The sequence below is a fragment of the Pantoea phytobeneficialis genome (assembly GCF_009728735.1).
GTDB classification, from domain to species: domain Bacteria; phylum Pseudomonadota; class Gammaproteobacteria; order Enterobacterales; family Enterobacteriaceae; genus Pantoea; species Pantoea phytobeneficialis.
In genome coordinates this window covers 82,255-103,231 of record NZ_CP024639.1, presented here as the reverse complement: position 1 = coordinate 103,231, position 20,977 = coordinate 82,255, and the positions used below count along the sequence as shown (strand labels likewise).

Sequence of the window (20,977 nt, the reverse complement as noted above, 5' to 3'; positions counted from 1 at the left end):
TACTCAACTACTCAACTACTCAACTACTCAACTACTCAACTACTCAACTACTCATTTGAGTATGACTATTCAATCTAACCTCGTAAGGCCGCTGTGATCATTTTGTATTCCATCTTCGTGATGAGGCATCACTGGACACACATATGTATGGTGGATAAATGGTTGCAGTGTGAAAATTGGGAAATATCATGAGTAAGTGAGTAAGTGAGTAAGTGAGTAAGTGAGTAAGTGAGGTTTTGTGTAAATACTTATCGTAATGAAAGCCCGACACTACGATTTCGAGCTGATTTTGCATCCACGCGATAGCAAAAGGTTTGATGAAGGGGGCGTATTGCATGTGAGATACAAGAAAAACCATGTCCACACACGCGGAAATCAGAGTGCTGCGGAGAGTACTAGTAGTACTATCAGCGAATCTGGGCGAAGAGAACTACCTTGTAGGAATAGCCTCATTTGAGTAAATCAACATAAGCTCATATGAGTAAATACACATTTTTTCATTTGAGTAAAAGCTCATCACACAGGAGTTACGAATAACCGGTTGGCCCGAGCATACACATGGAAACTCACTTACTCAAATAAGTATTTATTCATTTGAGCATTAACTCATTTACACATATGAGTAGTGTGGCAGTCTCAAAAGCTCAAAAGCTCAAAAGCTCAAAAGCTCAAAAGCTCAAAAGCTCATTTACTCATTATCACTAAGCCATTGATCTACCAGATCATTAATAACAACAGTAATGTTCGTGCCGCGCTTTGCACAAGCCGCTTTGAAGCGAGCATGCTTGGCTTCGTCGAAGTTTACGTTTACCCGCTTTTGTTTATCTGAGCCTGGTTGTGCTGGCGCAGAGACAATCTTACTCAGGTCACGGTGTTCACCAAACGTCATCGTTGATGATGAATGCTTCTTTTGCAGTGCCATAATCGTCATCCTTCTGAATGAGTATTTGTGTAAAAGTCATTTTACTTAAATGAGTATATACCCATATGAGTATAGGTGTGTATGAGTATTAACTCATTTTGTGATTACTCGAAAAATGCTTCTATCTCTCTGGTAAGGATTTGGATTTCGCCTTTTGCTGCGCCATCAGATGTCTCAAACACACTGTCCCCGTCGAGCACAGATTTGACGTAACTCTGTCGTTGGTTGATCGCTGTCTTGAGGGCCTTAATGCCGGTTTGGGCAATGCTGTCTTTAAGGACGCTGAGCATTTTCGCTTGCTCAATCTTACGCGTAATCAGGAAACGAGCTTCAACCGGGCGGTTATAAGCCTGCGCTTCAAGTACAGTGACAACTGAACCTGACGCGGAAAAATCCAGTGGACTAGGCGTCACAGGAATAATTATCAGGTCACTGACCATCACTGCCGCAGAAGTAATGACAGAAAGAGAACCCGCACCATCAATAATGACGTAGTCATACTCACTCAGTTCTTTACGTACCTGGTAGACATCTTTTTCGGAAGAAGCGGTGTAGACATCAAACCGGGCTTTTTCATTCCTGTTCCAGTTAGTCAGACTCATCTGTGGGTCAGTATCGACTACCGCAACTCTTTTACCACTGGCTGCAAGGCAACTGCTGACGTTAATGGTAACAGTGGTTTTTCCAGAGCCACCTTTTGGGTTCAGGAAAGAAATAATCTTCATGCGCAAATCCTCAAAGTTTCATATGAGTAATGACTCTTATGAAGTAAAACACATATGAGTTAATGTGTAAATACGTTTAGTAACATATGAGTAAATGAGTATATGTGTGTTTTGGGTCCGTGCCATTGGTAGAGTTGACAACATTCTTCGGAAACGGAGTGGTTTAAATTATTGAATTTGCTATATTTATAATGGAGTAGCGTAGGAAGGTTTCTGACGAAATCGTCAATGCTTCATACAACAGCGCGTATGATGTGTGTCTCAACCTGTACTTTCAAAAGAAGAGAGGGGAGGGGACTTAACCAAAACTCAGAGGCTCCAATAAATGAGTACATGTCATTGAATCAAGAAATCGCACCCGGAAAGTGACACGCAAGAAGCGGGATGGCGCGCGATTCGCCAGGACTAGAAGAGTGGTATGCGCTCAAATTTCTTACGATACTCGCGCGGACTGAGGTGCCGATGCTGGCTGAAGATACGAGAAAAATAGAGTGGATCTTCATAACCGACCGCGCGGGCAATCTGTGTGATCGAAAGCTGCGTCTGTTGCAACAAATCACAGGCACGGGAGATGCGCTGGCTTTCACGCCAGCCAAAGATAGTATTCCCCATTTCCTTTCGGAAGATATGAGTCAGTCGGGAAGAGGAGAGGAACGTCATCCGAGCCAAATCTTCGATTCGAACATCTTCCGCCAGATGCTCATTCAGATAATGGCATACCGTCTGAATGCGGGGATCACGATTATGGTGGTTACTGGTAGGCTGACGCTGGAATAACTCCAGGATAATGCGTTCCAGAGTGTTCATTGCCATTGCTTCAGAAAGAGGTTCTGATGCAGCATTCCAGCGAATCACGTCCTTGAACTGGTTTGCTACCTGCTGGCTGTCAGCCGAACGGGTGAGTTGCATACGGCCAATATTCCCTTCCGTACGATCCCAGTGCAGCCAGTCAATCCAGTAAGGGCGTGGGATGAAATAAATCCATAAATGATCCCAGGCAGGGCTTTCCTTAGCCCGACCATAATGGTGAAGAACACCCGGCGGGAATAACAACATCTCATCGGCGACGCAATGAAACTCACCCTTGGCATGGCGAATAACACCTGCACCTTTAAGTGTCAGGTTGAGCATGTATCCTTTCATGCCTTCGGGACGGTGAATGAAAAAGTCGAGCCGGCTGCCGGGACTTATCGGTGTAAACCCAGACACCATAAATGCATTAAAGGTGAAACGCTTCATCAGGGGAGAGAAGTTCACCATTTCTTTATCGCTCAGCTCTGCCATCATCACCCGTCCGATCATTAAATTGCGGGAAGTATAACGGCAACGCCTGACGCAGACTGGCGCTGCCTGCCAGATTTGCGGCGGAGCTCACTCCTGACTTTGTAATCTATCCCTTGCTGGTGAAACCGCCGGTCCATCAACCTGTTGGTAACGACCAGCAGATAAGTCATGTGCGACTGTTTCGTAAAAATCATCCAGCTTATAAAACCACAACAGGACAAGATTGATGGCAGCCAGCAACAGGGGAAAGAAGATGAACAAAAACTCGATAGTCTGGATGACAGTTGCCGACTGAGCAGTTGTACCGCCACTGACAAAACCAGCGGCACCCAATATCCATCCTACGCTGGCAGTACCAAGCCCCATCCCAAGCGTCTGCCCCAGTGTACCCGCGCTAAACAGGATTCCTTCGATACGTAAGCCGGTGCGCCATTCTCCGTAATCGATGGTATCAGCCAGTAACGCAAACATGGTGGCGCCTATGCCACAAAAGCCAATGCTTCGAATAGCCGTGGATACGATGACAAAAAGCGCGTCCTGTTTGTTGAATAACGGAATCAGGTAGGCCACACCACAGATCAGCAATCCAAGAACGGCCAGACGTCGTTTGCCCAGTTTTTTTAGCAGAACCGGAATAATCATCAGGGTAAGCAGGCCCGGTATGTACTGCGCCATGCTGATATAAGCAATCAGTGAGACGTCAGACAAAATATACTTCGAGTAATACACCCCCACTGCGGAGAGCGCCGTCAGGCTGGTGAAGGTAATCAGCAGATAGAAGAAGATAATTATCCAATAGCGATTCGCCATCATTGAATGCATGACCTGCCGCGCGTTGATCCGCTTACTGTTATCCCGACTTACAGGCTCCACGCGCTCACGCGTACCCAGTGCCGTCAACAGCAGGAAAAACGCCGTGAAAAAACCCAGAATAGCGAACACGATTATCCAGGATGTTTTTCCATTACCGAAGAACGCAACCAGTGGCAGGGTGAAAACGCCCACCGTCAGAGAACCACAGGTCGAAAGTCCCTTACGGAACACACTGAGAATGCCGCGCTGATAGTTGTCGCGCGTGATTAACGCCAGCAGTGACCCGTAAGCGATGTTGTTTGCGGTGAAGAAAATATTGGCCATCAGGTAGGTTATACAAACCCAGGTGACTTTCTGGCCATAGCTAACGTCCGGGACCGTTGCCATTAAAAATGCTGACAGGCCAAAGGGGATGGCGGTCCAGAGCACCCACGGACGAGCTTTTCCCATCGTCGAACGCGTTTTATCAATCCGGATACCAACGAAAATACAGATGATGCCATCCAGTACGCGAGCAAAGAACATCAACGAACCAATCAGCAGGGCAGGCATACCCACTACGTCGGTATAGAAAAACGCCAGGAAAGTGACCATCAGCGTGTAAGTCAGGTTTGTGCCATAGTCGCCAACACCGAAAGCCAGCCGTTCGCGGATGCCAATACGTTGCAGATCTTCATGAGCAGTAGGTTGTGCCATCACAGGTTCTCCAGTGCCATAATTGCCACACCCCAGTCAGCCAGGGTCAACGTATTGCCCTGCTGATAGCGTCTGTCACTCAGCAATTCCCGACCTCTGCTGAAGGTTAAAGTAATGTCCTGTGGTTCACTGGAATAGTTGAAATAAAACAGCATCGTATTGCCAGCGCGGTTGATGGTGCGTTTTACAATCAGCGGAAAACGCAACGGGTCAGCTCCGGTGCGCAGTTCGATCCTGTGCTGTAAGTGTGTCAGTACGCTTTCCAGCACAGCCTCGCTGGTATGGCAACCGATATAGGTTGCCGTACCTGAACCGTGGCGCTTATGCACAATGGCGGCGTATTTGTTCCAGTAGGGGTGTTGATAGCGTGCCCAGATTTCGGTATCCGCACTCTCGACTTCAAGTAACTCCATCCAGTGACTGACCGCAGCGGATGCAGGCGGGATATCCAGTATGTCTGAATGCAGGGTGACATCGTGTGGTTCGACAAACAGCTGGTAGCTGGCCCCCAATGTTTCACGAATGATTGCTGGCTGGCGCTCATGCCGTACCTTGAGATGTTCATTGGCAAAGCCGGATTTGAACGAATAGAGAATATGGCCACCGTCAGCGACGAATTGATTTAACCGATGCAGTGAGTCATCAGCAACGGCATAGAGCAGAGGAGCGATCAGCAGCTCATATCGGGACAGGCGTGGGTCATCGACGGTCAGAATATCGACTTCAATATTTTGTCGATAGAGGGTGTCATAGTAGCTGCGAATCAGGTCGTTATATTGATGCTCTTTATGACGTCCGAACTGATGCCCCTGCCAAGGATGCCAGTCCACGGCGGTAAGTGAGTCATTACTTACCAGCAATGCTACCCGGTTTTGCTTTTTCAGCCCGGCAAGCTGCGGAGACAGACGTGCCAGTGCCAGTCCAACTTCTCTGGCCTCGTCATATACGGGATTAGGTTCCAGGTCATGACTGAGCAATCCTTTCCAGTAGGTCTCACAAGCGTTGTGCAACGAATGCCAGTGCCAGTATCCGACCATGGCTGCACCCGAGGCGATGTGGCTGAAAGCCTGTTGTCGCAATTGCCCAGGATAAGGTGTCCAGTTTTTGAATGCCTGAGTCTGAGTCTCGAGCACCAGATAGTTTTTGTCCTTGGTGGTGCGCGCAATATCCCCGCAGAAAGCAATTTCTGCTCCGGTAAGCTGATGCTGGCTGGGGTGATAAATATCCACACCGGTGATATCGAGAGCTGATGATGCGGAAAAGTGATCGACCTCGCCCCGCACACCAAAGGACCAGGTCCGCCATTCGAAATCAAAGTTGTGCGTAATGAACTGGTCTGCCAGTCGATATTCACTGACCAACCTTGCCTGCCAGGCGAGAAAGTCGGTGACCAGACTGCGCTGATATTGTTGAAAGGCAGCACCCAGACTGGCATTGATGGTGCTTTCCAGCGGCGGGAAATCCTCCCAGGCATCGATACGGTTGCTCCAGTAATTCAGGCCATACTCCGCATTGAGTTTTTCCAGATCACCGCCGAAACGTTGCTTCAGATGCTCGACAAAATCACGCTGCACATGTGCACCGCAGGTGTCGTAGTACTTGGTTTCGTTGTCTATCTGATATCCGATCACCGCAGGATGGTGCGCTGTTGCGGCGAGCAGTGCGCGAATGATGCGTTCGGCGTAGCGCAGGTAGATTGGACTGGTGATGTCCATTTTCTGGCGATGACCGTATTTATTCACGCCCTGCGGTGTCGTCGCCATTACGGAAGGGTGCTTTTTAGCAAGCCAGGCAGGAATGGCGTAAGTGGGGGTGCCAATAATGACGGCAATCTGGTTTGCGTGCATATGTTCCAGTACGGTCAGTACAGCGGAGAAATCGAACTCCCCATCCCGGCGCTCATAACTGCTCCAGGTGCTTTCAGCAATGCGTACTACGTTGATCCCTGCCGCTTTCATCAGACGGATGTCTTCATCCAGTCTTTCTACCGGCATATATTCACGGTAATAGGCGACACCGTATAACAGCTTATCCATTGCACTTCCCTCATCTCAGTACCGATAGGGCGGTACGTTATCTGAAGGAATCCGGTGAAAGATAAAGTATGTCGCTGCCAACATAGAGAAACTCGCTTCCGCGTCAGTCTTATGATTGACATCACATAACACTGAATCTGAAACAAAAAAAGCTCAGGTTTTATCCGGAAGTGATCAACAGTCTGATGTGATGATGTAATAGGCCAAGAAACAGTATGATAAATCCTTGCTGTAAGGTTTTAATCTGATAGTCATTACTCATCGATAGAATGACAAAAATAAAAAGGAGTATTTTATGTCATCAGAAACTGACCGTTTGTCTCTGCGGCCAATAGGGCAAAGGGATGTTGAGGATCTCTTTCGCATTTACGGAGACCCGGCGACTAACACCTTCAATCCAGCAGGACCTTATCCTGACAGGGAATATGCGGAATCTGTTCTGGCTCGATGGTTAACGCACTGGACAGACTATGGATTTGGGATGTGGGCGATAACCGAGAAGCAATATCCTCAAAGAATCATAGGGTTTGGTGGCCTGAGTATTCGGAGATATGCTGATATTTCTGTCAACAATCTGGGTTATCGCTTCGAAACCGCCGCGTGGGGTAAAGGTTATGCTACGGAGTTTGCGCACTTTACCCTAAAACATGGTTTTACTGAGCTCAACCTGGCTGAAATAGCCGCTATTGTCAGGCCCCACCATGTTGTATCTCAAAATGTACTCAAAAAATCAGGTCTCAAGTTTGTCAGGGACATTTATGATGTTGAAAACGCACCACCGAGTCTCCTGTTTGCTCTAAGCCGTCAAGCATGGCAAATGAGTAACATTGAATAACCGGGCGACCGACAATGTAAAAAATATCACGATGCAGCGCTAACTCCTGTCATGGCTCTGTACCAAGGGTGATACTTACCTGTCTGCTGATTAATAATTAACCCCCATTTGCTCACGAGGCTGCCCATCTGGCAAGCACGCTTTTATACACAGGCTATTGAGCGGGATATGCACTTTGATTGTGGATAACTTGGTGGTGAGAGAAGTGCAACGAACAGACTGCTTCGGTGTTGTGCCTTCACTATGCGTCGCCACCACAAGAGATAATCATCATAAATCTTTGGGATTTAAACTACCGTGATTCGCGCCAGTCATTTGATCGGTCTTTGCAGCTGCTGTTTTTATGATTCGACGACTGACACTCGAAAAGCCAAAGCAATAAAACACGCGTTGCGTGTCTCAGGGTGTGAAGCGTACTACAACAACCTGCCGCCCTCTGTTCCATGATAGAATTTATAAAATTTTATCTTTACAGCCGGAGGCATTAGCAATGGCCCTGATCCCGAAGAACTACTCGCGGCTCGAAAGCGGTTACCGTGAGAAAGCATTAAAAATCTATCCTTGGGTGTGTGGACGATGCTCGCGGGAGTTTGTTTATTCAAACCTACGCGAATTAACGGTTCACCATATCGATCACGACCACACCAATAACCCAGAGGATGGCAGCAACTGGGAGTTGTTGTGTCTGTATTGTCATGACCACGAACACTCAAAGTACACCGAAGCTGACCTTTACGGCACAAGCGTTGTGGCGGGGGAGGATGCCCAAAAGGATGTTGGCGCTGCAACCTATAATCCCTTTGCCGATTTAAAGTCGATGCTTAACAAGAAGAAATAGAACCCGTCACGTCCGCTTCTGTCATGATGCTGCCTGTGACAACACCTCCGGGCAACTGTGCGCAAAAGCGGGCCAGAGTATCGATCCCTGCCCTGGTTGCATTGCTTGAATCAAAAGAAAAAATTCTCCCTGACCATTGGACAGGTATAAAAATGAGCATTTCAGCGATTTATGAATGGCGAGAAAAGAATTATCTGGTAAGTACAGACAGCGAAAAGCTAGACATACCGGCTGTACACAATTACCTGACGAGATCCACATGGGCTAAAGGAATCGATGTTGAAACCGTTACTGCTTCAACAAAGAACAGCCTGAACTTTGGTATTTATCATAATGAGGCCCAAATAGGCTTTGCTCGTCTGATAACGGATTATGCGACCTTCGCTTACCTCTGCGATGTGTACGTATTAGAGGAATATCAGGGAGATGGGCTTGGAAGATGGCTTATGGAGTGTATTCATCGCCACCCGGTTTTTGAGAAACTTCGCCGGATCATGTTGTTCACAACAACCGCGCCTTGGCTCTATGAAAAGTTTGGCTATGAACCCGTCAATAAAGAAAACTATGCGTGGACCATTACCCGACCTGATATTTACCTTCGTGGCAAAAATAGCCGCTGACGACCAATCATATTCAGTGAAATGAAGCGGTCAGCATTCAGGGCCGCGTAGCCCTGAATAGAAACGGACATGTCGTCATCGTTGAAAGCGATTGATGGCAGCTGGTGTCATCGGGGTAAAAAGTGATACCAGCGTTCCTTCAGGATCGCGAATTTGCAGGGTTCTGTTTCCCCAGGGCATATTTTTAGGTGGATGGACAAACTCCAGACCATATTCCTTCAATCTCATAAACTCCTTATCAATATCCCTGACCATAAATTCAAGAATGGCGGATTGGTTGCAGGCTGGCCGGGCGCAATCTTCTTTGAACAACACGACCGTTTCCACGCTCCCTATCGCGATAACGGCCACCGGAGTGATGATTTCAGCGAACACCGGGGCATGCCATTCAGCCTGATAACCCGTAACTACTTCATAGAAATTAACAACTTCTTTGATGTCTTGTACGATAAGACGTATTGATACTAATTTCACGGTTGATCCCTCCTGGCTGCAAGAAGTACAGCCTCCGGGAGCATCATCGTTCAGGTCTGCTGACAACGTGGTGGCAACAGGGACAAAAAAATGCGGCGTGCAGATCGGCTTTTTCAGATCATCCAGATACTTCGACGGACAAAACTTCCGGTAACCGCTGCCAGGCTTGCAGAGGAACTTGAGGTTTCTAAACGCACCATTTATCGGGATATAGCGGATTTGGCAGGTCAACGTGTACCGGTCGAAGGAGAGGCTGGCACGGGATACAGGCTCAGTGAATATTACGATCTCCCCCCGTTAATGTTCACCGCAGAGGAACTTGAAGCTGTTTGTCTTGGCGTTCAGTTGGTGCAACGATTACCAGATGCCACCCTTGCCAACAATGCAAACGATGTTTTGTCGAAGATAGCATCAGTAATCCCCGGAAAGATGATGCAGTTTTTACATCATTCTGCGGTGGCGGTGAAACCAGAGGAAACTGGCGCGAATAAAACCGACACGCGCCAAATCCGGGCCGCCATTCGCGACAGTAAAAAACTGCTGCTTGAGTACCGCTCGGCTGAAGGAAAGGTCTCTAAAAGGGTCGTCTGGCCGGTTGTGCTTGGATATGATCTTACTCATTGCCTTCTGATTGCCTGGTGTGAAAATAAAAAGGATTTTCGACATTTTCGTACCGACCGCTTAATCAGTGTGGTTAGGCTGGATGAATACGCAGGCATGAATAGAACGGTTCTCAGGGCTCGATGGGAACAATGGCGTGAAGCAAAGTTACTACGATTCAAGTAGTACCGATATTGCGGAATAAAGGGATTTCAGCATGTTAAAGACGGGATTTGTTACACGTAAAGCGCTGGCTGAATGGCGAGATGTTCCTTTTTACCTGCCTGAATTCCAGTTTCATGAAAAACATCTGGCTGTCATTCATACTTCCGTCCCGGAAAAAATCCTGTCGGCAGTGACAGAATTTGATATTCGGCAGGATAGAGTGATTCGGGCATTAATGTTGGTACGACAGTTTCCGCAAAAGCTCCGATTTAATCCGCCTGATGAAGCCTTTAACAGCTTTGGGCTGCACAGTTTTACCCCTTTAGTCAGCTCCGCATCTGAGCTGTGCTTTGGTTTAAGGGGGCAATTTTGGCGGGCAGATTTCGGCCTGGAACCGGTGCCGAATGCCTGTGCTTATCTCGAACCGGGTAGCGCAAAGCTGCTGCTGCGTTATCGGGTTAGGCAGCTTATGGCAGGCCAGCATGAGCTTTGTACAGAAACGTTCATCTACTGTCCGGATCTGGCCACGCAGTGCAGAATGGCTGCTTACTGGCTGGCAATCCGTGCAGGAAGTGGTTGGATCCGCAAGAGGATATTAATGGCCGTAAAAGCAAAGGTCGAAAATTCTGAGACTACTCCAGGCGTTAATAAGTAAAGGCTATTACCCGGGAGATAGACATAGCACCTTACCGCCGTATCGGGCTGGCTTTCAGAAACAGAAACACAATCTCTCGGGCGGTGAAACAGTTTACTGAATATCTTGGTTACCGAACCACATAAATGTTTCAACACGACGCTTGCCGGACGACAGAATGAAATTGTCTGGCACAACGCATGAACACGCCTGGCATGGAGCGAGACAGAGTATTATCCCTGCTTTTCTAAATCGGCTAATGCATACTTACCTCGCTCGGCGACGGATGGTGATCTGTCGGATGCCAATATCTTTGCCAATATGCATGCCTCCTCGCCAAGATTTTTTGACTCCCTGATTAGCATTTCACCGGCGATGCGTCGAACCATTGGAGAGCGATCAGTTGCTGCCATTTTTAAGTTTTCAAGAAAAGGCCTGGTTGGGGAAATCTTGCGTTCATTCAAAACCGGAGTGAGGCGTTGTATTCCATATACTTTGTCTATCCACTGCCATGCCATGCCATGCCTTCAACCCAAACAATCTTCCCTTCAAACTGGCAACGATATGCTTTTGCTCGCAGGGAGGGTTGAACTGATAACTCAGCAATTTCGCCCAGAAAAGAATCTAACGCTTCAGTACGTCCTGCCTGAGAGAATATGGTAGCAACAGGTCCTGAAGGGGATGTTATCAGCCGTTTTTTTAGTGATTCGGCTATTTTCTCCAATGTCACCATTTTCATCAGAATATCTTTTTCTGTACTCCCCATTCTTCCCCATGAATCCCAATAGGGAAATGTAATGAATAAGACGTCTATGATGATTTCCGGATCTGTTAACTCAGCGATTAACAGCAACCTGTCACATGCCGCAGCCCTTACCTGAGTAACCCAGTCATTTAGCCGTCGTATTGCCAACGCGAACACGAAACTGTTTGGTGCGCCGCCTGTTAATGTCCGTAATGCTCTCTCCCGTTTGAAACCATCAGCATTGCATACATCCAGCCAGGAAAGAGAACCAAATTGCTGTTTTTTTGCATCGCCATTTCGCTTTGCAGATGCTTGTGCCGACGCGTAAATTGTCCAGCGGATAAGACGCTCCCACTCATCTAATTTTTTTAGTGGAAGTTTTGACGTTGCGGCAATAAATGCGGTGATGTCGGGTCTGATTCTCTGATAAAAGCTATTAAAACTTAATGATTTTTTTATAGAAGAAATAACTTCCTGTTGAAGACTGTCCTCAAGTGACATGAGATAACTCCCTCTATAAACATTTATGATGGCTTTTATTTATCAATAATGTTGTGTTAACACAAGGATGAATTTCATTAATCCACATGCTATTTCCAACATACGAGCTTCACCCAGGGTACTGGAACATAATCGGCAAGAGGAGCGAAAAATTTAGCACAATGCGTTGCCAGAAGGTGACGAGTATCTGAGCGCCTTCGGCAAGATGATTACCGACACTGTGAATATTCACCCTAACTCAAATTTATTCTGATATGATCAGTATTGCATGCATTACTTTCGATGCGGTTGCGCCCACGACACTGATCGCATAATATAATAATAACGATATAAATATTTCTAAGGTCAATATATGGAATGGGGATGCACAAAGTGTGGGGTGGAAATACCTCAGGACAGAGAGTTTTGCGATAAATGTGAAGAAAAGCACTTCAGGAAAATTGGCGGGTTTCTGTTTTTACCCCTCATAGGACTGATCGTTACTGCTGCTTCTTATCTGTTTGTAATGACAGATGCGTTTAAATTTTTGACAGAAAACTATGCGCAACTGAATGCAAATGCAAAAATATTCTTCATACTCTCCATTGCTATTTATATCGGGGAGTTCTTGTTCTCAGTCACTGTTCTTTCGTTTTTTTTAAAGAAAAAAAAGCTGCTGCCAAAGCTTTTCATTTTCTTTTTGATATCAGTCGTGGCGACGATGTCACTGAATGTCTATATGCTTTACCGGTTAATCCCCAGCGCTAAAATTGGATATAATGAGCTTGTTCCTGTTTTTAGAAATGTGATAACGGCTCTTATCTGGATTCCATACTTCATCACATCAGTTCGTGTAAAAAGAACTTTTACCCGTTAGGAAGCCACATTGACGGTTTCCTGTTGCTGATTAGTAAACATACAGCGCCCCTCAATAATCAAAACGGAGCGGCACAATGCAATTCAGGTGCCTGAAGTGACTGGTGCTCACGGGTGGTTAAAGTTAGATGATTTTTTGCCGATGTAACATGGATATCTGTTCACGGAAGAAGGCCCATGAGAATTTTTCTAACAGCATTGATTCTATTCGCTATCGTTCCATTATCGTATGGCCAGGAGAATCTCCAGTATGAAAACATTAAGCCATATGTGATTGGCTTTCTTGAAAAGGTAGCAAGCTCCTCGGAAAGTTGCTCTTTATTCAAAGATCTTGTTGCAAAAGACATTTCAAATGAACGAAATAAGAAAATGATGTTAGGGTTTTGCGATAGTGATATTGATTTCTCTAAGCCAATATCATTCTCTCAGATAAGCACTCATCGCTTTGAGGGTGCGGATTATGTGTGCGGAATCATTTCTGGCCGAACAAAAATCAACCGAAAAATAGGTGTCAGATTTATCTCCTCAGAGCGCTATCACCTGATATTAAACGTTAAATACTCACGTCGCCCCATTGCATACACAATTGATGATAGGTTCCTGGTTGATGAGTATCGCTTGCAGATTAGGTCATTTAATGAGATGAACGAAAAATATTGTCAGTGAATGGTAATTATGAAATTATTAGATTTGCTGATGAAATTTAAAATGGGAACATTTCCCGCTGAGGATGTCGGTTTAAATCGCGGTTGTGTTTTTTATTCAAGCATATGAATTTCTGTGGGGAAAGTATGAGCGTATCTATTTATTATTCAGCTAAAAGAAATTCACCCATTACAACGGCTGAAAATGTTAGTCTCTTGGCCATTGCAGACATGTTTAATCAAGGTTTTCCTTATAAAAATGAAGGTGAAACGCTATCATTTTACCGGAAGCCATCAGAAGAATACATACTTGAGGGGGCAACCAAACTTCCTTATTGTGATGAAACGATAATAGTTGAGTCGGTTATTTACTGGCTGAAAGCTCTTACTCATTTAACATCTGCATTACCAACGGCAGTTTGGGAAGTACAAATTGATGATTGCCCTGCTTCATGGGTAGATGATCATTGGGAAATGTAAGTGGGGAATCCCAAATTACATGTGACTTCATGTCCGAACCGTTATGTGAAGTGATGTTCCAGCGCTTCGACAAACATTCTCACCTTTAAGGGAACAAGCCGGGAAGTTGGATAAACGGCCCAGATACCTAACGGTTCCGGCCTGGCATCTTCAAGTACTACTTTCTGGATCACGCCTGCCTCAATAAAGGGTTCGACGTACCATTGGGAGAGGTTGGCGATGCCAAGGCCGCCCGCACAGGCTTCGTATATGGCTTCAACCGAGTTAGCTGAAAAGCGCCCAGACACCTTCTGCCTGAAATTCTTCTCACCACCCAGGAAGGCCCAATGCGATGTGCCGATAGTGGGCAGGCAATGATGAGCAATCAGATCAGTGACTGACCTTGGTGAACCATATGCGCTCAGGTAAGCCGGTGACGCGCAAAGCACGCGCGGGTTATCAGCCAGTCGTCGCGCGACCAATCGATTATCGCGCAGTGGAGCGATGCGTATCGCAACATCAATCCCTTTGCCAACAATATCCACCTGTTCATCAGTGGTAACTAAATCGACACGTAATGAGGGATGTTGAAGCATAAATGTGGGAAGCATCGGTGCTACAACCTTTCTGCCAAATGCTGCCGATGCCGTTATCCGTAGATGTCCCGTAAGGGCACTCCCTGCCGGTCGAAGATCGGCCAACGCGTTGGCTCGTCCCTCCAGTAAAGACAGTGCGTGGGGGTAAAATGTCTCGCCGTCGCTGGTGAGTGAGAGTGCCCGCGTGGTGCGGTGCACCAGCCTTACATTGAGCTCCGTTTCGAGGTTGTTCAGGCTTCTGGACGCCGCCATTGAACTCAGTGAGAGCCGTCGGGCAGCGCCTGCGAGGCTGCCAATTTGCACGGCTTCGACAAAGACCTCAATGTCCTCAAGCTTCATTATCTCGTTTTCCGTTATATTGCCGTAACAGATTCCACCTCTACACTATTTTTCGTGATAGCGCCATAGTTTACCTCAATTCATGCCCACCTCTCCTGGAGGGAGATGGACATCCTGTCCCGTGTCGTCTGATTGTTCGCAGCGTAACGCGGTCGGTCAGCGCACTGATGCTGAAATTTATAGAATGGAGGTTCTCATGAAAGGTTTTGCAAAGGTTCTGGGTATTGCAGGCATGGCTTTTGTTGCTCATGCCGTGGCAAATGCGCCTGACCAGATCCGCCAACAGGTTCCTGGGTACTACCGTCTGGCGGTGGGGGATTACGAGGTCACTGCTTTGTTTGACGGCTACAATGACCTGTCCCCAGGTTTGTTGCAAGGGCTGTCTGCGGAAAAGGTTCGTGCGCTTCTTGCACGTCAGGCAATTGGTCCGGACAGGATGCCAACGACATTTAATGCATTCCTGATTAACACCGGGAAGCACCTGGTGATGGTTGATAGTGGCGCCGGGCAGTGTGTGCCACAGACGGCCGGGCAGTTGGTGCCTAACATTCAGGCCTCTGGCTACCAGCCAGCGCAGGTCGACACTATCTTCCTGACTCACCTGCATTTGGATCATGTTTGTGGTCTGGTTGATGCGTCCGGAAAAGCACTGTTCCCCAATGCGACGGTTTACGTGTCCCAGGCGGAAGCCAATTACTGGCTGGACCCGCAGAAGAAAGCCTCTGCGCCAGAGCGTGCCAGAGAATATTTCGATATTGCTCAACATTCTCTTGCTCCTTACAAAGCCAGTGGGCACCTGAAGACCTTTGTTCCGCCGGCATCGCCAATCCCGGAAGTCGAGGCCTCTTACGCTGTTGGTCATACGCCTGGAAGTGCTGTTTATCGGTTTACGTCCAGGGGGGCCGCAATCACATTTATCGGCGACTTAATCCATAACGCCGCAGTGCAGTTTGATCATCCCGATGTTGCCATTCGTTTTGATGTCGATCCTGTAAAGGCGACAGAGTCACGCGAAAAGGAATTTTCAAAGTTGGCATCAGATGGCGAATGGTTGGCTGCCGCTCACTTACCATTCCCTGGTATCGGTCATGTCACGCAGGAAGGTAAGAAATTCAATTGGGCACCCGCTCTGTATGGCCCCTATAAACGCGCGGATGACGTTCCTTTGCTGAAGTGAAGATTAGTCAGCGCTTAAATATCAATGTGTTCAACCAAAAGGGTGAGTTATGAAAAGCTATACAGTTCAGGCCAATGGTATTCGGCAATTTGTTGTTGAGGAAGGGGAGGGAGCACCTGTTATTCTGCTGCATGGATTCCCGGAAACAAACTATGCGTGGCGGCATCAAATTCCGGTCTTATCTAAACAGTTTCGCGTGATTGCACCTGATCTTCGCGGTTACGGTGAGACGGATAAACCAGCATCTGGCTACGATAAGCGCAACATGGCGCTTGATATTCGCGAGTTGATGCGAGAACTCGACATCCATAAAGTTGCCCTGGTTGGTCATGACCGTGGTGCGCGCGTGGCGACCCGCTTTGCTAAGGATTACCCGGAGCTTGTTGATCGCCTGGTAGTGATGGATAACGTTCCAACTCGCATTGTTGCGCGTGATCTGAATGCTTCGATTGCCAAAGCGTACTGGTTCTTCCTGTTCCACCTGGTTCCTGATCTCCCGGAGGCGCTTATCGCCGGTCGTGAACACATCTGGTTGCGTCACTTCTTCTCCGACTGGACTTATGATCCCTCTACCATCAGTGGAGAAGCGTTTGATACCTATGTGAAGTCTTATCAGGCGCCTGGTGCTGTCCGGGGAGCTATGGCGGATTATCGGGCCAACGCACAGGATATTGCGCAAGACCTCGAAGACGCAGAGTTGAAAATTGCCTGCCCGGTGATGTCATTGTGGGGAGCGGATTTTCATGCGGTCGGAAAACTGTTCGACATGGCAAGTGTCTGGTCTGAAATGGCCGATGACGTGCAGGCCATCGCCATTGAACAGTGTGGGCATTTGCCCCAGGAGGAGCAGCCTGAAAAAGTAAATCAACTGCTGATGAATTTCTTAAGCAGCTGGCGCTCCGTCTGACGGTATCTTGTATACTGTGGTGCTTTCAAGTTGCAGGAACCGTCACTTTGTCAAACGAAACTCAAATGCTGGCTGATGAATTACGCCACGTTGTCAGCGCTTTCGTGCGCCATGTACGCGTGGCAACGGCTACTGTTCGCACTTCGCAGCATGAAACGCTGGAGTTGCTCAATACGCATAAGGAACTTTCCATTGCAGACCTTGCGCGTCTGCGTGGCGTAAAACATCAAAGCATGCGCTTGGTGATCAATGAACTGGAACAGCAAGGTTTGATCGAGCGGCAAAAAAGCCCGCAGGATGCGCGTGCGCAGCTGATTGTCTTGAGTGAAAGTGCATGCCTGTTGCTGGCATCTGCCCGCAGGCAACGTACCGAGTGGATAGCTGCACAGATCGCCAACAAGCTCGATGAGGCCGGGCGTGCCGACCTGCAAAAAGGGCTGGCCGCTCTGCATAAGTTGCTTTAAATCTGCCTGAGTTGGCTCACTAGCTGTATTAGTGTATTCAATCCCCAATGCTCAACGTATTTGCCCTCTTCAATACGCACCATATCAATCACGGTGATAGTCACGTTTTGGCCTGTAGCCGGAACACCCAATAGCTCCCCCTGGTGCACGCCCGTCAGGCTTTTCCGTGTCGTGACCCAGTCACGTTCCGCAATTTGATCTTCAATGTTGACCTGCAAGTCAGCCAACGCTGGCCGAAGTATCAACTCAAAGGTGCACCAAAGGCTTTCGCGATCATTAGCTGCGCCAGAGGGAGCAGAACGGTTAATGAAATTCTCAGCCACCAACTCGTCAAAACTCTGGCGATTTCCTTCGACAATCACCTGTTGATTGAAGCGTTGTACGACGATTTTGTTCTGTTCTGACATTGGTGCCCCTTAAATATATACAGTTAGACTGTATACATTTAAGAGGATATTGTGGGATTGTGATAGGTAAGTTGTGCGGTGAGCAGCCCGGAAAGTCAGAAAGGAAGGCCCACAAAGTACCCGTTTTGCAGGCCTCAACTGAATGAATCACACCCGGCCAAGCAGGATATTTAACATGCGACGCAAAGGTTCCGCCGCCCCCCACAATAGCTGGTCGCCTACCGTCAGAACCGAATATATTGGTTCATTATTGAGTGCCATTTTCTTGTAACGGCCTATCCCGACTTGTGGGGAGCCGCTGATATAAGCTGGTGTCAACTTACTGACGCTTTCTTCCTTATTATTAGGCACATAGTTAACCCAGGGGTGGGCATCAGTAATCAGCGTTGCAAATTCTGCTTCGTTAACTTCGCGCTTGAGCTTCAGGGTGATTGCAGCGCTGTGGCACCGGATCACGCCAACCCGAATACACAAGCCATTAACCGGGATCGTTCCGGCCGGCAGACCAAGAATTTTGTTTGTTTCTGCCTCACCTTTCCACTCTTCACGGCTATTTCCATCCCCCAGGTCACTGTCAATCCAGGGAATGATGCTACCCATTAAAGGCGCGCCAAAGCTCTGGGTTGGCATGTCAGTACTGTTAATTAACTCACTAACTTTGTTGACCAGAGGAAGTACTGATCCTGATGTTGCCAACTCTTCAGAAGACAAATAACGGTTGATATAAGCGCTTTGGGCAATTAATTCCCGTACATGCTTCGCACCGGCACCAGATGCCGACTGATAGGTCATCACACTCATCCATTCAATCAGGTCAGCTTTTATTAGCCCGGCAAGCCCCATCAGGCTGAGCGTTATCGAACAATTGCCACCGACAAAAAGCTTAATCCCGTCTTCAACCGCGCGGTCAATATTTGCGCGATTAACAGGATCGAGAATAATACAGGCTTTTTCATCCATCCGCAGGGCTGAGGCTGCATCGATCCAATAGCCTTGCCAGCCATGATTAATCAATGCGGGATAGATTGATTTCGTATAATCTCCGCCCTGGCACGTAATAATGATGTCCATTTCCGCGAGTGCTTCAATAGAATGAGCATCTTTGAGGGTATAGCTGACGTCACCAATGACAGGACCTGGATCGCCCGCACTGGAGGTACTATAAAAATGCGCAGAAATGTCATGTAAATCATCTTCTTCTACCATGCGCTGTAACAAAACTGAACCAACCATGCCTCTCCAGCCAATAATGCCGACATGCTTCATTTTCTTAACCTTAAGAATGTTATGGATGTGTTAATGTCATGGCGTGTTATATCTCATTCCTTAAATAGCGTCATTACGAATTATGACTCTCTCGACCATTATTAAAATGTTTCATCAGCGATTAGAGAAAATGATGAGTGGCGACGGCGGGTAGGGTTAATTAGATGGCGGGTTAGATTCACACTGGATGAACATAACCTACCAGGGTTTTCTATTTATTGTTGCTCATTGTTTCCTTAAGTTCTTTTTCCTTCATCTTCTTTGCCATTGCATTAATAAAGCAGCGAAACATCAGGCCATTAGTAAAAGTTGTCAGTGTGATGGTGAAAAAGGTACTAATAACCAGATCGATAAAAATATTACCGCTACGGATAATGACCGGACGATAAATGATCACGCCAGCCAGTACGACCCAGTGGCTCATACAATAAAAACAATGAAACAAATAGCCAGTCATATGACCAATTTTATTGGCCAGGTTTCGCACCGGCACAAAGAGTTCTGTCTGGGTGATGGTAAAAGAGATGCTGGCGGCAGCGAAGCTGAGCACGATGCATGTCCACAATGACTGGATAGCGGATAATTCAATAACCTGTTGCACAGAGGCTCCTGTGATTTGTCTAACTCATGTAACAACAAAAGATACGATATATTTTGTGCAAGATCAACACGACGATTCTGTGGTCTTAAAAATTAAAGCACTTATGGCTACATCGCTGTGACAGGGGCTGCGAGCAGTTAATTGGGTTAACTGTTGTTTTCTTTGAACTTATTGCACAAATGACTGAGGGTGATTTCGCTCAGACGTTCCATTAACAGTGACTCAGCCTGTTTTAACGCAACATCTAACTCATCGTTAACGGTATTTTCAATCAGGCAGTGGGGATTATCCCTGTTGATGCCAAGGTTGTAGAGATGGGTTATTCCCACCGCTTTGTAGATATCCCGCAAAGTCACCTGAGCAGGGTCACAACTTAATGACCAGCCACCATTGTGTCCTTTTTCGGAGCGGACATAACCGGCTTCACGTAAACCTGCCATCGTTCTGCGTACCAGCGCGGCATTGGTGTCCAGCATCTCAGCCAGTTGTTGGGAGGTGTAGATTCCTGAATCACAGGCCAGATGAACCAGTACGTGTAAAACTCGCGATAATCGTGTGTCGCTTCTCAAATGCCCTCCCGCCTACCAGGATATTCAGTATCGTGTTGGATCATAACGTAATACATCATGATACTGAACTCCAGGAAGCAGGATGTTACTGAGATGAAACGTTATTAAGTATTAACCAGCGCCATGACAAAGCCATCCCATCCTTTCTCACCGACAGTCTGAATTGCCGTCGCTTCCAGTTGGTCGTCTTCTGCGATCATCTGTATAAAGTCTCTCAATCCTTGCACGTTCGGGTCATGATTCTCGGGATCAATGACCCCTCCGCCGCGTACCACATTATCCCCGACGATAACCGTTCCTTGCCGCGACAGTTTTATTGCCCATGCGAGATAACGAGGGTTATTTACTTTATCCGCATCGATAAAAATAAGGTCAAAGGGCGGGCTAAGCCCAGGTAATACATCAAGGGCCGCTCCGGTAAGAAGCTCGACGCGTGCTGTCAGCCCGGCATTAGCGATGTTTTGGCGCGCAACGTCGGCATGATGCGGATTAAACTCGATGGTCGTCACGATCCCGTTATGCGGTAACGCTTTCACCATCCAAATCGTGCTGTAGCCGCCAAGTGTACCAATTTCAAGAACGCGAACAGCGCGAGTCATTTTGACCAGAAGCGCCAGCATCTTGCCCTGCAAGGCGGATACATCGATAGCGGGTAAGCCATGATTTGCGTTATTCGCGAGGGTATGTTTCAAGTCTGGTTCTTCGGAAACAAGCTTTTCAGCCAACCAGGCATCAACTTGTGACCATTTTGCCGCGTCGCTGGAAGGATAATCAGGGGGTCGCATAGTGGGTCTTATCTCCTTGA

25 protein-coding genes are annotated in these 20,977 nt (G+C 47.4%); 11 read left to right on the top strand and 14 right to left on the bottom strand.

Going from position 1 to position 20,977, the window contains the following annotated elements; all coding sequences use genetic code 11:
- Positions 1-688 precede the first annotated feature (688 nt).
- The 5 genes from CTZ24_RS24480 to CTZ24_RS24460 form a co-directional block, all read right to left on the bottom strand.
- Positions 689-922 (bottom strand): plasmid partition protein ParG, encoded by a 234-nt coding sequence (locus tag CTZ24_RS24480; RefSeq protein WP_021186250.1) that lies wholly within the window; start codon positions 920-922, stop codon positions 689-691.
- A gap of 104 nt (positions 923-1,026) precedes the next feature.
- Positions 1,027-1,647, bottom strand: coding sequence for a ParA family partition ATPase (gene parA, locus CTZ24_RS24475; protein ID WP_021186249.1), 621 nt, complete (start codon positions 1,645-1,647; stop codon positions 1,027-1,029).
- Between the two features lie 405 nt (positions 1,648-2,052).
- Complete coding sequence (gene araC / locus CTZ24_RS24470; protein ID WP_437180293.1) at positions 2,053-2,934, bottom strand: arabinose operon transcriptional regulator AraC; 882 nt, start codon at positions 2,932-2,934, stop codon at positions 2,053-2,055.
- 84 nt (positions 2,935-3,018) lie between these two features.
- Positions 3,019-4,440 (bottom strand): MFS transporter, encoded by a 1,422-nt coding sequence (locus CTZ24_RS24465; protein ID WP_208727038.1) that lies wholly within the window; start codon positions 4,438-4,440, stop codon positions 3,019-3,021.
- The gene (locus tag CTZ24_RS24460) at positions 4,440-6,476 is read right to left on the bottom strand and encodes a beta-galactosidase (RefSeq protein ID WP_208727037.1); all 2,037 of its coding nucleotides are present in this window, start codon (positions 6,474-6,476) and stop codon (positions 4,440-4,442) included. Before CTZ24_RS24460 ends, CTZ24_RS24465 begins: the two co-directional genes overlap by 1 nt.
- A gap of 295 nt (positions 6,477-6,771) precedes the next feature.
- On the opposite strand from CTZ24_RS24460, the gene CTZ24_RS24455 reads away from it, so the two are divergent.
- From CTZ24_RS24455 to CTZ24_RS24445, 3 genes are all read left to right on the top strand, one after another.
- On the top strand, positions 6,772-7,311 hold the full coding sequence (locus tag CTZ24_RS24455) for a GNAT family N-acetyltransferase (protein WP_208727036.1): 540 nt from the start codon (positions 6,772-6,774) through the stop codon (positions 7,309-7,311).
- A gap of 490 nt (positions 7,312-7,801) precedes the next feature.
- The gene (gene yajD / locus CTZ24_RS24450; protein ID WP_208727035.1) at positions 7,802-8,149 is read left to right on the top strand and encodes a YajD family HNH nuclease; all 348 of its coding nucleotides are present in this window, start codon (positions 7,802-7,804) and stop codon (positions 8,147-8,149) included.
- Positions 8,150-8,301: 152 nt separating this feature from the next.
- The gene (locus CTZ24_RS24445; protein WP_036627902.1) at positions 8,302-8,769 is read left to right on the top strand and encodes a GNAT family N-acetyltransferase; all 468 of its coding nucleotides are present in this window, start codon (positions 8,302-8,304) and stop codon (positions 8,767-8,769) included.
- A gap of 75 nt (positions 8,770-8,844) precedes the next feature.
- Here CTZ24_RS24445 and CTZ24_RS24440 read toward each other — a convergent pair whose 3' ends face one another.
- Entirely contained in the window at positions 8,845-9,243 is a 399-nt protein-coding gene (locus CTZ24_RS24440; RefSeq protein WP_208727034.1) for a VOC family protein, read from the bottom strand.
- A 90-nt stretch (positions 9,244-9,333) separates the two neighbouring features.
- Here CTZ24_RS24440 and CTZ24_RS24435 point away from each other — a divergent pair, with 90 nt between their 5' ends.
- A complete protein-coding gene (locus CTZ24_RS24435) occupies positions 9,334-10,029 on the top strand; it encodes a helix-turn-helix transcriptional regulator (protein ID WP_208727033.1) in 696 nt (231 codons plus the stop codon).
- Positions 10,030-10,060: 31 nt separating this feature from the next.
- Positions 10,061-10,663, top strand: a complete 603-nt coding sequence (locus CTZ24_RS24430) for a hypothetical protein (RefSeq protein ID WP_208727032.1) — start codon at positions 10,061-10,063, stop codon at positions 10,661-10,663.
- Between the two features lie 212 nt (positions 10,664-10,875).
- Here the strand turns inward: CTZ24_RS24430 and CTZ24_RS26800 are convergent, their stop codons facing one another.
- Positions 10,876-11,160 (bottom strand): hypothetical protein, encoded by a 285-nt coding sequence (locus tag CTZ24_RS26800; RefSeq protein ID WP_244634105.1) that lies wholly within the window; start codon positions 11,158-11,160, stop codon positions 10,876-10,878.
- A complete protein-coding gene (locus CTZ24_RS24425; protein WP_244634104.1) occupies positions 11,142-11,888 on the bottom strand; it encodes a hypothetical protein in 747 nt (248 codons plus the stop codon). The genes CTZ24_RS26800 and CTZ24_RS24425 overlap by 19 nt, the downstream gene beginning before the upstream one ends.
- Before the next feature lie 352 nt (positions 11,889-12,240).
- On the opposite strand from CTZ24_RS24425, the gene CTZ24_RS24420 reads away from it, so the two are divergent.
- The 3 genes from CTZ24_RS24420 to CTZ24_RS24410 all read left to right on the top strand — a co-directional run bounded on the left by CTZ24_RS24420 (position 12,241) and on the right by CTZ24_RS24410 (position 13,867).
- A complete protein-coding gene (locus CTZ24_RS24420; protein WP_208727031.1) occupies positions 12,241-12,744 on the top strand; it encodes a DUF2569 family protein in 504 nt (167 codons plus the stop codon).
- Between the two features lie 176 nt (positions 12,745-12,920).
- Complete coding sequence (locus tag CTZ24_RS24415) at positions 12,921-13,409, top strand: thioredoxin domain-containing protein (protein WP_208727030.1); 489 nt, start codon at positions 12,921-12,923, stop codon at positions 13,407-13,409.
- A 125-nt stretch (positions 13,410-13,534) separates the two neighbouring features.
- Complete coding sequence (locus CTZ24_RS24410; RefSeq protein WP_208727029.1) at positions 13,535-13,867, top strand: hypothetical protein; 333 nt, start codon at positions 13,535-13,537, stop codon at positions 13,865-13,867.
- Positions 13,868-13,908: 41 nt separating this feature from the next.
- Here CTZ24_RS24410 and CTZ24_RS24405 read toward each other — a convergent pair whose 3' ends face one another.
- Positions 13,909-14,781, bottom strand: coding sequence for a LysR family transcriptional regulator (locus CTZ24_RS24405; RefSeq protein ID WP_208727028.1), 873 nt, complete (start codon positions 14,779-14,781; stop codon positions 13,909-13,911).
- Between the two features lie 196 nt (positions 14,782-14,977).
- Between CTZ24_RS24405 and CTZ24_RS24400 the strand changes: the two genes are divergently transcribed.
- The 3 genes from CTZ24_RS24400 to CTZ24_RS24390 are packed head-to-tail and all read left to right on the top strand — an operon-like array spanning position 14,978 to position 17,329.
- A complete protein-coding gene (locus CTZ24_RS24400; RefSeq protein ID WP_208727027.1) occupies positions 14,978-15,958 on the top strand; it encodes an MBL fold metallo-hydrolase in 981 nt (326 codons plus the stop codon).
- A 49-nt stretch (positions 15,959-16,007) separates the two neighbouring features.
- Positions 16,008-16,865 carry an alpha/beta fold hydrolase gene (locus tag CTZ24_RS24395; protein ID WP_208727026.1) on the top strand — a complete coding sequence of 286 codons (858 nt, stop codon included), beginning with the start codon at positions 16,008-16,010 and terminating at the stop codon, positions 16,863-16,865.
- Between the two features lie 47 nt (positions 16,866-16,912).
- Complete coding sequence (locus CTZ24_RS24390) at positions 16,913-17,329, top strand: MarR family winged helix-turn-helix transcriptional regulator (RefSeq protein WP_208727025.1); 417 nt, start codon at positions 16,913-16,915, stop codon at positions 17,327-17,329.
- Here the strand turns inward: CTZ24_RS24390 and CTZ24_RS24385 are convergent.
- The 5 genes from CTZ24_RS24385 to CTZ24_RS24365 all read right to left on the bottom strand — a co-directional run bounded on the left by CTZ24_RS24385 (position 17,326) and on the right by CTZ24_RS24365 (position 20,957).
- Positions 17,326-17,736: an ester cyclase gene (locus CTZ24_RS24385; protein WP_208727024.1), complete on the bottom strand. Its 411-nt coding sequence runs from the start codon at positions 17,734-17,736 to the stop codon at positions 17,326-17,328. The genes CTZ24_RS24390 and CTZ24_RS24385 overlap by 4 nt on opposite strands.
- Positions 17,737-17,883: 147 nt before the next feature.
- Complete coding sequence (asd, locus tag CTZ24_RS24380) at positions 17,884-19,002, bottom strand: aspartate-semialdehyde dehydrogenase (RefSeq protein ID WP_208727023.1); 1,119 nt, start codon at positions 19,000-19,002, stop codon at positions 17,884-17,886.
- A gap of 211 nt (positions 19,003-19,213) precedes the next feature.
- Positions 19,214-19,603 (bottom strand): DUF1360 domain-containing protein, encoded by a 390-nt coding sequence (locus CTZ24_RS24375; RefSeq protein ID WP_208727022.1) that lies wholly within the window; start codon positions 19,601-19,603, stop codon positions 19,214-19,216.
- Between the two features lie 146 nt (positions 19,604-19,749).
- Positions 19,750-20,172, bottom strand: coding sequence for an Rrf2 family transcriptional regulator (locus tag CTZ24_RS24370; RefSeq protein WP_208727021.1), 423 nt, complete (start codon positions 20,170-20,172; stop codon positions 19,750-19,752).
- Between the two features lie 104 nt (positions 20,173-20,276).
- On the bottom strand, positions 20,277-20,957 hold the full coding sequence (locus CTZ24_RS24365) for an O-methyltransferase (protein ID WP_208727020.1): 681 nt from the start codon (positions 20,955-20,957) through the stop codon (positions 20,277-20,279).
- Between the last annotated feature and the right edge of the window lie 20 nt (positions 20,958-20,977).